The sequence below is a fragment of the Clostridium sp. genome (assembly GCF_050717515.1).
Classification (GTDB): Bacteria; Bacillota; Clostridia; order Clostridiales; family Clostridiaceae; genus Clostridium_AD.
In genome coordinates, this window is sequence record NZ_JBOITL010000031.1 from 104954 (window position 1) to 117081 (window position 12128).

Consider the following 12128-nt stretch of genomic DNA (forward strand, 5'->3'; position numbering starts at 1 on the left):
TGAGAGCTTATAGATAATATATAGTTCCAGTACAATTTACTTCAGAATATTCTTCATATTCCTTATAGTCAATATATGCACCTCTAAGCTCTATACCATTTGCGCGTATTTCGAATCCTTCTAAACTTATTGTTTCTATTACATTATTTTCATTAATGCATGTAGCCAGTGTATAATAGTACTCTTCTTCTGCATTATATATAATTGCTGTATTTAGTATTTTAAAGATTGCTTCTCTTCTAATAAGTCTATCCACATTAATAATTTCTGCAAATTCAATTTTTCCTACTCCATTACTGTTTTTTATATCTTTAAATACAAAACTCATCTCTATACCATCCTTCCTCTATTAAAATAGTAATTCTAACTAAAATATTTCATGCGCCTTATTATCTTCTTTTTAAATATATAATTTAGTATAGTATACAAATTTCAATAACATTCTTAATTATAGTTAAAAATTTTAGTATAGATTTGCAGTTAAGTGTTAATTAGATGCTTGTTAAATTATATGCCATATATAACATAATTTCCAATCACAGGGAGTTAAGTTCTCTGAATTACGACTGACAAATCACAAAAAAAATGAATAGGCACTAAATACCTATCCATCGTCCTCCACATTAATAATTATTTTACTGATACCCAAATATTATTCTTTATATAAAATCTCCATAAAAAATCCTTTGCTTCTTCTGCATAATCAATGCCAATTCTTTTAGCTTCTATAATTTCAACTTTTTCTTTTTCCACAGAATCTTCAATATATAGTTCGCTTGTACATAAATCTTGTTTGTTGTTTTCTTTATTTATATTCATAGCTATGCATAACTTAGAGGGGCCTGAGGTTAAGTTTTTAATTTGAGCTTTCGTAAGTTCGTTATAAGCTGTCTTAAACCTTAGCTTTGACATTAGGTCTAACCCTTCTATTGGTTCAATAGCTCTAATTAAAACCCCTTCTGGGAAGCCTTCTTCTTTTGTTATTACATTGAAGCAATGATACATCCCATAAATAAAATACACATATGAAATTCCAGGCCTACCATATAGAGTAGTAAGTCTAGGTGTTTTTCGCCCTCCGTAAGCATGACAAGCCTTATCTATTGAACCAATGTATGCCTCCGTTTCAACTATCTTTCCACTTAACTTTACTCCATTAACTTCATGTACAAGTATTTTCCCTAAAAGCTCTTTGGCAACCTCTAAAGTTTCTCTGGCATAAAATTTCCTATTAAGTTTCACTACAAATCACCCCTCAATGTGGATTATCTATTCTACATTTATTCATGCTTATCCAATTCCATTAATAAAGAAATCTAATAAAAATATACTAGAGGCAAATAACATCATAACGCCAATAACTAAATATAACTTGCTTTCTGTTTTATTTTTATATTTATAAAGAGTAGAAATTGCAATTTGAATAGAAAAAATCCCAAATAAGTCACCATAGGGCATTTTATGATACATTTTCCAAAGCATAACTAATGCTAGGATTAAATTTCCTATTTGTGATGCATATTCATCTGATTTTATTTTAACTTGTTTACCCCTTTCATCTTCCCATAAATTTTCACGTTTGCTTTTTGCTAAAATTTCTTCTTTTTTCATGATTAAAAATCTCCTTTTATTTAGCTCATTATCCTACTCAAAGTAAAATAGATCTTCAAACTTTTTATCTAATGCAATGCAAAATATTAATGCTAACTTTGCAGTTGGATTAAATTGTCCTGTTTCTATTGAACTAATTGTTTGCCTGGAAACACCAACCATTTCCGCTAAATCGCCTTGGGATAAATTATTTTCTGCTCTAGCTACTTTAAGTTTGTTTTTTAAAACTAATTCTTCCTTCATAAAATCACACTTCCTTAAATTGTTGTCCAAATATAGTTAAATAAAGCTCCAAGAGAATCCTTTGTTCATAATCCTTACTCCCCCCATTTATTCTTAAATATAATATATCATCGCCTAGTTTTTATGTCAAGTTATATTGTCATACTTATAATATAACTTGTCATTAATATAATAATACTTATCAAATTAATAAAAAACACTTACCAGTACGGTATAATTAAAGCAATAAAAAAATGAGCAACCCTTATAGCAGTTGCTCATTTTCTATGTGTTTTTTGAACCACTCCATTATCCTATCTACTACCTCAATATATCTTTGCCCTACAAGTAACCCAGTGTGAGTTGTATTCCAAATTCCTGTATATTCAGCATTGAGATGTTCCGCTGTCGCCCTGCCTCTTCTGTCATCATCATCATCATCATCATCATCATCATCACTGTTTACCGATTTGATAACTAGACATGGGTAAGCAATCAAACTGCTGTCTACAGAAATTCCTTCTTTTACTCCGAAAGAAAAAGCAAAAGCGCTCATTGCATTTGATGATTCCATTGTCAGATATTTTTTTTGAAAAGCAATGTCATCTTCCGATTCATCTATGCTTAAACACTCTTCACGGGTAGGCGCAGGCGCTATGATTTCCTGTGTAATTTCATCTATTTGTTTATATGGGACTATTTCATTTACTTCCTTGCTTATGCTTGTATCTATCAGAACTAAACCAGCCAGTGTAATGGTTTCAGCCAACTTCTGGCAAAGGATTCCGCCCATACTGAATCCCATGATGATGGGAGGTTCACCACACTCAGCAATAACCTCCTTAATATCCTCCAAATAATCATCGAAGGATACTTTCGTCAAATCTAACACCCTACTTTTGTAGTGACTTCTCATGTTCATTACATAGCATTTCCAACCTTTACTTATAAAATGGGGAATGTATTTGCTCCACATCCAACTTCCAGTGTATGCACCATGTACGAAAAGTAGAGGGGGTCTTTTTCCAGTTGCTGCTGAATGGGCTTCACCCTCGAATATCTCTAAGAATAAATCATTTTCTCCAATATACTTTTCAATATGCTTAGGTAATGTTTTAGTATAATCTTTCATTATTATGCCTCCTCATAATATAGTTTGATGTCAAACCATATTGTTAAAAAAATTAAAAATTGTTATAAATCTTATTTAAAATTCTTATTAGCTCCTCCTTTTCTCTAATTTTTGATATTAATGATATTACATTTTTTATATTCATGACTATATTGTAGTTTGATGTCAAACTAATTGTCAACTTATTTTTAACAATAAGCTAACATATTCATAACTTATACATAACTACTATTGTTTACAATTTGAGCATAACATAACCATTAAAAATTATTAGGAGGGATTCTTTATGCTTAAATCTAAAAAGAAAATTGCTGCACTAACATGTACTGTATTAATTGCTGGACAACTTTCAGTAGGTCTATTGGAACCAATACAAGGTTTTTCAAACATTACCTATGCCCAAGATGTAAAACAAGTTAAAAAAGCTAAAAATGTAATAATGATGATTCCTGACGGTACTAGCGTGGAATCTGTTACCCTTGCAAGATTATATAATGACCTTAAAAAAGATGGTATCATAGGAAATGACTCTTTAACCATGGATTCCATATTAACTGGTCTTGTAAAAACTTATTGGCAAGATGGTCCTATTACAGATTCTGCTCCAGGTGGAACTGCTTATTCTACTGGTTTTAAATCTGAGGACAAGCATGTTGGAGTTTTAAGCACAAAAGATGGAAATATACCCAAAGCGACTTTACTGGAGGCTGCAAGAGAAGCTGATAAAGCAACTGGTATAGTAGTTACATCTGAAGCTATGCATGCTACTCCAGCTGATTATGCATCCCATGTTGCAAGTAGAAGCCAGTACAACGCTATAATGAAGGAAATGGTTTATGGAGACTTTGATGTAGTATTAGGCGGTGGAGATAGACTATTAAGTTCAGAATCTCTATCGGAAGATGGCAAAACCCAATATAGAAAAGACGGCATTGACCTAAGAAAAGAATTAAAAGGTATGGGTTATGACTATGTAACTAATAAGGATGAGCTTACTTCAACAAAATCTTCTAAATTATGGGGTATGTTTGCACCACAAGCAATGTCTCCTGATATCGATAGAGAAAGATTAACTCCTGAGCAACCAACTCTAGAAGAAATGACAAATAAAGCTATAAATACATTATCAAAAGATAAGGATGGATTCTTTTTAATGGTAGAAGGGAGCCAAATAGACTGGGCAGGTCATGCTAATGATCCAACTCAAATTGTTAGCGAAATAGTAGCTTATGATAAAGCAGTAAAATCAGCTTTAGATTTTGCTAAAAAGGATGGTAATACCGTGGTAATATCCGCTTCTGATCACAGTACAGGTGGTGGTACACTTGGCATGGTAGGTCTTGGCGAGGACATTAAGAAAAGTTATTCCTCAGTTACTTTTGAAGATACAGTTATGAAACTTACTAAGGCTAGTGCATCTAGTGGCTTAATAGAATCTGATTTAAAAGGTAAAGATGAAAATACTATAAAAGCATCAATAAAAAAATACTTTAGTTTTGAAGATTTAACAAAAGAAGAAATCGTAGAAATTCAAGATGGAAAACTAAAGTCTGTTGTAAACAAGAGATTTGGTATAGGTTGGACAACTAATAATCATACTGCTGGTGATGTTGGCTTATACTGTTATACTCCTGCTGGAATTGAAAAACTAACTGGGCTTGTAGATAATACAGATGTTGCTAAATACTTAGAAAATACAATGGATTTGAATTTGTCCCAAACTACAGAAAAATTATTTAAAAATGCAAAAACAGAATTTGAAAAATTAGGTGCAACTATTTCTATAGATGCTACTGATCTGGACAATCCCCTAGTAAATATAAGTAAATCCGGACACACTTTAACGCTTAATGGATTTACAAATAAAGGACAATTTGGTGCAACAAAAGTTGAATTTGATGGAGTCATTGTTTTAATTACTAAAGATAGTAAAACTTATGATGAAAAAAATATTTATATACCTACAGATGTACTAACAAAATTTAATGCATATGTTAAAGCTGGAAAAGCGATTAAAATCGCAAATACTGATGTAAAACCCGATACAAAACCCTTACCTGCTAAAATTGTAAAACCTTCACCTATAAAAAATACTGGAATAGTAACTGCAAAATCCGGTTTAAATGTTAGAAAATCAAGTAGCTTAAATTCACCTTTAATTGGGTTACTAAAATACAATTCTTCTGTTACAATAGTTGAACAAACTGGAAACTGGTATAAAATAAGCTATGGAAAATCTCAAGGATACGTCTCTAAAAATTTTGTAAAATTATAATAATTGTAAACACTTAATATAAACAAGCGAAGAAGCTATGAAGAAGTAATTCATAGCTTCTTCGCTTGTTTATTTTGTGTACAGCGGTAAGGATAAGTAGTAAATACCTATCTCTTTTTATCTGTTTTATTTATAATTCTAGTTAAATTTGACAAGGTTATTAACTATGGTTTAACGCCTCAAAGTCACTGACCTCAACATATTATTAGATACTACAGTTAAGTGTTAATTAAATCCCAGTTAAATTCTAATTAAATTTCACAAGATTTTAATTGATTTTACACCGCTGAAACTAATACTAAATATATAGTTAAGACTTCCTCCCTCATTAATTAGTAGCACGGTCCACTAGTTTTTACCCTTGCGCAAAATTTGGAGATTTCGGCATACAAATTATGGCATATTTCAAGTGGAACCTACTGACTTTATAATATCATCAACATTTTTAAGTAATAGTGTCACAATATGGTAGAATAAGGATATAGTAAATTCTAACATAACATGGTAATATATTACTAGGATAGCAACTTATGAATATTGCAGGAAATGTAATTTTTGGAGATAAAATTTTTCTTGAGAAACGGAGATATTTATTATGGTTAAGAGTAGAAGTACGCGAACTATGGTATTAGGATATTTTTCAATTGCTTGTTTATCATTAATTATAATACTATTTAGTATTTATAGTATGGATAAAGTAAGTAGAGAATCTAATTTTATTATAAAAAAAATACTCCCTGCAAAAACATTTTCAACGGAAATTTTAACAGCAGTCATTAACGAAGAAACAGGTATTAGGGCTTATATTATTTCAGAAGACAAAACATTTTTAGAACCCTATTATTTAGGAAATAAACAATTACGAGGATATTACAATTCCCTGCATAATTTGAAGGATACGGCATTAGGCGTTAAAACAACTAATCAACTTAATAAACAGATGCACTCTATTCAAATATTTTTTAAAGAGCAAATAGCTTTAGTCGATAAAGGCAAATCAAATGAGGCGAAATTAAACCTAGAGAAAGGTAAAAATTTAGTTGACAAATTTAGGGATTTTGATAATATATTAATAAATAAAATTGATTTAGAGGTAAATAGTTCACTTAACAAAGTTGCAAATGCTCAAAAATTTCAGAAATACCTGTTGATTTTTTTAGGTAGTGTACTTACTTTGGTTAATTTTATGTTTATCAGATATATATGGAATTATACCTATGAAGAAGTTAAGAAAAAAAATGAAATGAATAATGAGCTACAAAAACTACTTGTTTCACAGGAAGAGTTTACTGCAAATATTTCACATGAACTTAAAACACCATTGAACGTAATTTCCTCAGCAGTACAATTAGTTCAGATGTATTGCTATAATGGTTCACTAGACGATCGGCGGGAAACAATTAGTAAATACCTTGACTCAATGAAACTAAATTCCTATAGGTTATCTAAACTTATAAACAATATAGTTGATTCTTCAAAAATCCAAGCAGGATTCTTTAAATTGAACTTATCAAATAACAATATAGTCCAAGTTGTAGAAGAAATAGTTATGTCTGCAAGTAGTTTCACTGACAGCAAAGGTTTACAAATTATTTTTGATACAGATATAGAAGAAAAAATCATTGCATGTGACCCAGAGAAGATAGAGAGAATAGTATTAAATCTTATATCAAATGCGATAAAATTTTCAGATAAGGGGGGTAAAATATTTGTAGATGTTAAGGATATGGATGAATTTGTTGAAATATCAGTCAAAGATAATGGCATTGGTATTGAAGAAAAGAACTTGGTTACGATATTTGATAGATTTAAACAGGTAGACAAATCTCTATCAAGAAATACTGAAGGTACAGGTATTGGCCTTAATTTAGTTAAGTCGATTGTAGAATTACATGGTGGTCGTGTATATGCTATAAGTGAATTCGGGAAAGGAAGTAAGTTTACAGTTATTCTTCCTTCTGGAAAGGTACTTCATGAAAATATGTTATATGGTAGCAAAATGAAAGATGGCGATGAAAGTATACAAGTGGAACTTTCCGATATTTATTTGTAATTAAACCATGGCGGACATTAGTACAGATGGGGGATTAAGAACATGAGAAACGTTTCTTATATAAAATTTAAGCGGTTAAATATTTTTATTGTTATTATTTTATTTAGTATTAATATTGTTGGTTGTAGTTCTGTTAAAAATACATTTTCAAATAATGTGACAAAACAAAAATCTGTAAGTGAACAGATTACAGAAAGTACAATTATTACATTCCCAGATAAGAATTTAGAAAAAACAATAAGAGAGGAACTACAACGCCCTACTGGCGATATCTTACTGGGAGATGTTAACAAAATAACAAACTTGAAAAATACTAAAGACAAACATATTAAGAATCTTTCAGGGATAGAAAATTTTATTAATTTATCTTCTTTAAGCTTAAGCAATAATCAAATTAGTAACATAAAACCTCTAGAAGGATTGACTAAATTGACTAATTTAGATTTATCTTCTAATAAAATTAGCAACACCGATTCTTTAGAAGGATTAACTAAATTGACTAGTTTGAATTTATATGCTAATAAAATCAAAGATTACTCTCCAGTCTACGCTTATTATAAAAATCTAAAAAGTACAGATATTGCAAGTGAGGTTATTATGCCTAAACAAAAAACAACAAACATAATCGCTAAATTTGCAGTGAATACAGTTATTACTCCTATACAAGAAACTGCAAATATAAGCATTCAAGAGGCAGTGAGTACAGTTATTACCCCTAAACAAAAAAAAGCAAATATAAATAGGCAGGTTGCAGTAAGTACAGTTGTTAATCCTAAAGATGAACCAACGAATGTAATTGATCCGATTACAGAGAGCACAGTTATTACATACCCAGATGAGAATTGTGAAAAATTAGTTATAAATACTATACAACCTCCTACTGGAAATATTTTAAAGGATGATGCTAATAAGGTAGCAACCTTGGAAAATGCTGAAGATAAGAGTATTACGAATCTATCAGGAATAGAAAATCTTACTGATTTGGCTTCTTTGGATTTAAATACTAATCAAATTAAAAATTCTTCTCCAGTCCGCACTTTTTATAAAACTCCGAAAAGCACAGATATTGTGAGTGCAATTGTTACTCCTAAACAAGAAGTTACAAATGTAAGTAACCAAGTTGCAGAGAATACAGTTGTTACTCTTAGTCCTGAACCAACTAATACACGTAACCAACTTGCAGAGAATTCGGTTTTTACTCTTAAACCTGAACCAACTAATTTAAGTAACCAGGTTGCAGAGAATACAGTTATTACTCTTAGTCCTGAACCAACTAATTTAAGTAACCAGGTTGCAGAGAATACAGTTATTACTCTTAGTCCTGAACCAACTAATACACGTAACCAACTTGCAGAGAATTCAGTTGTTACTCTTAGTCCTGAACCAACTAATACACGTAACCAACTTGCAGAGAATTCAGTTGTTACTCTTAGTCCTGAACCAACTAATACACGTAACCAACTTGCAGAGAATTCAGTTGTTACTCTTAGTCCTGAACCAACTAATGCACGTAACCAGGTTGCAGGGAATAGAGTTTTTACTCTTAAACCTGAACCAACTAATTTAAGTAACCAGGTTGCAAAGGGTACAGTTATTACATTCCCTGATAAGAATTTAGAAAAATTAGTAAGAGATACTATACAACATCCTACTGGGGATATTTTAAAGAGTGATGTTGATAAGATAGCAACCTTGCTAAACGCCGAAGATAAGAATATTACGAATCTTTCAGGAATAGAAAATTTTACTAATTTGACTTCATTGAATTTAAGTAATAATCAAATTAATAACATAGAGCCTTTAAAAGAATTGACTAACTTGACTATGTTGAATGTAAGCATGAATCAAATTAAAGCTACTGATATTCAATTGCTACAAAGCGCATTACCTAAATGCGATGTCAACTAGTAAAAATAGCATAAAGCGCTAATAATAAGACAATTTAAGGGAATCTAAAAATAGATTCCCTTAATTAACAAGTTTGTTGTATTTAAGGTCTAACCTTACTTTATAGAAATGTAATAATCTATAAAGTTTTCGTTTTCATTAAAGACTTCATAGTCAGGAGTTTCAGCAAGTTCAAATCCAGAATTAGGAAGCCAAATACCATCAATATAATCATATATTGATTGACTTAAACTTTCACCATTTAAAGTGTTATTTTTAGTATCATAATTAAAAACAGCATATTTCCCTTGTGGTAAAACCTTTTTCACCATACCAACAGGTATATTTTTATATTCTGATACTTCAGCACAATAAAAATAATTGTAATTGATCTCATCATCTTCTTTACTGATATCTTCCGGGTTATAATCATATGCTGCATAAAACAATTCTGCATTCACTCTGTTTTCAATATTGTTTACCATTTCCATGAACTCGTTTTTTACTTTTAATAAAAGATCAAACTTTATGTTTTCGCTTTGATTTATTTTTCTAGCTATACCTAAAAGCAGTCTTTCATCTTTACAAATAATCTGTGGTTTCAATATTATCACTCCATCTTCATTATTATTCAAAAGCAAATTAATTTTTTCATACAGGTTTGGTTCTACTTGAGCTTTTCGAAAACTACTTGGCGGCGCGCCATAAGCCAATTTAAAAGATCTCGTAAACGCTTCATGAGATTCAAACCCATATTCAAAAGCTATTTCGGTTATCCTACGTTTTGTAGTTACTACATCAAACATTGCATTACTAAGCTTTCTTTTCCGCACATATTCCTTCACTGGACACCCAACAATTGCACTGAATACTCTGTAAAAGTGTGGAATTGAGTACCCAGCTACTTTAGCTATTTGTTCCAACTCAAGATTGCTTTTCAAATTGCTCTCAATATAGTTGATTGATTTTTGAAGATTAATATAATAACTCAAAAATACGTCCCCCCCCTTTTGCTTTCTAATTAAATAATACATTATAGGAATAATAAATACTTGATATCCTTTATCATCTTTAATTAGCTATCTAGATCATTTATAGTAAAACTCCTTAAATATCTCCCTTCCCCCTCTATACTCTGCGGAGATGAAATAAATCCTTCTTTAGCCAAGTACTCATTAGTTGCTCCAAAGATTTGATGCCATAATTCATTTGCTATTTCCTTTATATCTACATTATGTTTTATGGATGTTAAATCAAATGCAGTAACCTTAAAATTTTCAAATACATCTTTTACTATCGGAAAAATATTTGTAAGAATAATATCTGATAATTGTCTAATAATTGTTGTATTTTCGGATTCATAAAATACTGGAATGTTTATAGATATAGTATTATGATCCTTATTAATATCCACATATTCTAATTCCTGCAAGAAATTTATTAAAGGCTTTTCATCTTCAGTTAGCTGATTATATTTATAATTCCCCTCCAAAATTTTGCAGATTAGCTCTCCACATTTTAATGCAATCCCTTTATTCATACTATCTAGCACCTTATTATAAGATGTATTTACTTCGCTGAAGGGGCTTGCATCATTAACACTTTTTTGAATAAGTCTAAAAAACCTATAAATATCCTTCCTTTCACCATTTCCATCTCCAAAACTACTAAAAGTAAATATTGAGCTTCCATAGTTATTGCTACTGCATAACAGTTTATTACTATGCTTTTCTACCGCCTGGCTTTTTTCATAAGCTACAATAATATAATCTCTATCTCCAGGTTGTAATTTAGAGGTACAAAATGTACCTTTTTCTTCAAAAAATTCAAAAGCAGTACCATCAAAAATTTTATCGCAAATAATATGATAAAGTGTTCTCTCATTGCTATATAATGTAGAACATTTTAAATGTGATATCTTTTCATAAAGCATGGGTGCTAAAGATATTATTTTTTTTCCAATTAATTCACCAATGTTGTTAATATGCTTTTCCATTTTTACAACATCCGCTTCTAAGAAAATCGGAAATTTCACTCTATATGTATCATCCTTAACCTCTATTGCATTAATCAATGCAAGATTTTCAAGAATATCATTGGTTTTTTGATACCCTATATTTAAGATTCTTGATATTTCCTGTCTTGATACTGAAAATGGCTCCTTAGCTGCAATTAAATATAATATTTCAGATGTGTATTCTTTACTACATACATAGGCTGGATTATAACAATCATACTCACCTATATATCCAAAATAATAAAAGTTCAATGTGCTGTTAGTCATGTTCTTCCCCCTTCTATAATTTTTACAATTACTACTTATTAGTTATATATATGATATATAACTTTGACTTTCTTACTTATTTTTCTAAACATTTTAGAATATTATTGGAAATGGTGCAGTAGTTTAATATAGGATATTTAAAATCACCAGAGGGGGCGAAATCATGAAAACAACCCATAAGAAAAGAAATCCAATTGCGCTTTGGCATGTAACCTTTATTCTTGTAATAGCAACACTAATATACATGACCTTTGCTATTTTCTCGAATTTTGAGACTCCACTAAACAAGCCCCCATATATTGCAAATGGAAAGCAATACCATGCATTAGTAACTGGAAATGATTTAGTGTCCTATTCAAATACATTTTTAGGGATGCAATATTTATGGGGCGGAACAACACCAGCAATATCTGACACTACTGGGAAGTATATAAGTGGAGGATTCGATTGTTCAGGGTTTGTGCAGTATATCTATAAAAACTTTGGGATAGATTTGCCTAGAACGTCTATGGACCAGGTAAATAAGGGTACATCTGTTAAGTCACGGTAGACGCACTGGTTACCCAGTGCACCCCGTACAGATCCCGGCGTGCGGAACTACCGCACCGGGCTCTTCAAATATATTCGCTTCCGTAATCAATCAAAACAGATTTTAAATCTCATT

The 12128-nt window shown here is 30.8% G+C and carries 11 protein-coding genes; 4 read left to right on the forward strand and 7 right to left on the reverse strand.

Translation table 11 applies throughout. The annotated features are described in order from the left end of the window. Positions 1-7: 7 nt before the first annotated feature. The 5 genes from ACREV6_RS15985 to ACREV6_RS16005 all read right to left on the reverse strand — a co-directional run bounded on the left by ACREV6_RS15985 (position 8) and on the right by ACREV6_RS16005 (position 2965). Positions 8-328: a hypothetical protein gene (locus ACREV6_RS15985; RefSeq protein ID WP_431579039.1), complete on the reverse strand. Its 321-nt coding sequence runs from the start codon at positions 326-328 to the stop codon at positions 8-10. A 302-nt stretch (positions 329-630) separates the two neighbouring features. Beyond that, positions 631-1242, reverse strand: a complete 612-nt coding sequence (locus tag ACREV6_RS15990; protein WP_431579040.1) for a DNA-3-methyladenine glycosylase — start codon at positions 1240-1242, stop codon at positions 631-633. A 48-nt stretch (positions 1243-1290) separates the two neighbouring features. Further along, complete coding sequence (locus ACREV6_RS15995) at positions 1291-1611, reverse strand: DUF6442 family protein (RefSeq protein ID WP_431579041.1); 321 nt, start codon at positions 1609-1611, stop codon at positions 1291-1293. 33 nt (positions 1612-1644) lie between these two features. Then, positions 1645-1854, reverse strand: a complete 210-nt coding sequence (locus tag ACREV6_RS16000; RefSeq protein WP_124999978.1) for a helix-turn-helix transcriptional regulator — start codon at positions 1852-1854, stop codon at positions 1645-1647. Between the two features lie 244 nt (positions 1855-2098). Further along, positions 2099-2965, reverse strand: a complete 867-nt coding sequence (locus ACREV6_RS16005; RefSeq protein ID WP_431579042.1) for an alpha/beta hydrolase — start codon at positions 2963-2965, stop codon at positions 2099-2101. Between the two features lie 286 nt (positions 2966-3251). Between ACREV6_RS16005 and ACREV6_RS16010 the strand changes: the two genes are divergently transcribed. From ACREV6_RS16010 to ACREV6_RS16020, 3 genes are all read left to right on the forward strand, one after another. Beyond that, positions 3252-5240: an alkaline phosphatase gene (locus ACREV6_RS16010; protein ID WP_431579043.1), complete on the forward strand. Its 1989-nt coding sequence runs from the start codon at positions 3252-3254 to the stop codon at positions 5238-5240. Positions 5241-5835: 595 nt separating this feature from the next. Further along, a complete protein-coding gene (locus tag ACREV6_RS16015; RefSeq protein ID WP_431579044.1) occupies positions 5836-7293 on the forward strand; it encodes an ATP-binding protein in 1458 nt (485 codons plus the stop codon). Positions 7294-7335: 42 nt separating this feature from the next. Next, positions 7336-9201, forward strand: a complete 1866-nt coding sequence (locus ACREV6_RS16020) for a leucine-rich repeat domain-containing protein (protein WP_431579045.1) — start codon at positions 7336-7338, stop codon at positions 9199-9201. 95 nt (positions 9202-9296) lie between these two features. Here the strand turns inward: ACREV6_RS16020 and ACREV6_RS16025 are convergent, their stop codons facing one another. Continuing rightward, positions 9297-10172: an AraC family transcriptional regulator gene (locus ACREV6_RS16025; protein ID WP_431579046.1), complete on the reverse strand. Its 876-nt coding sequence runs from the start codon at positions 10170-10172 to the stop codon at positions 9297-9299. An 83-nt stretch (positions 10173-10255) separates the two neighbouring features. Next, entirely contained in the window at positions 10256-11464 is a 1209-nt protein-coding gene (locus ACREV6_RS16030) for a hypothetical protein (RefSeq protein WP_431579047.1), read from the reverse strand. 163 nt (positions 11465-11627) lie between these two features. On the opposite strand from ACREV6_RS16030, the gene ACREV6_RS16035 reads away from it, so the two are divergent. Then, complete coding sequence (locus ACREV6_RS16035) at positions 11628-12014, forward strand: C40 family peptidase (RefSeq protein ID WP_431579048.1); 387 nt, start codon at positions 11628-11630, stop codon at positions 12012-12014. Positions 12015-12128: the final 114 nt, after the last annotated feature.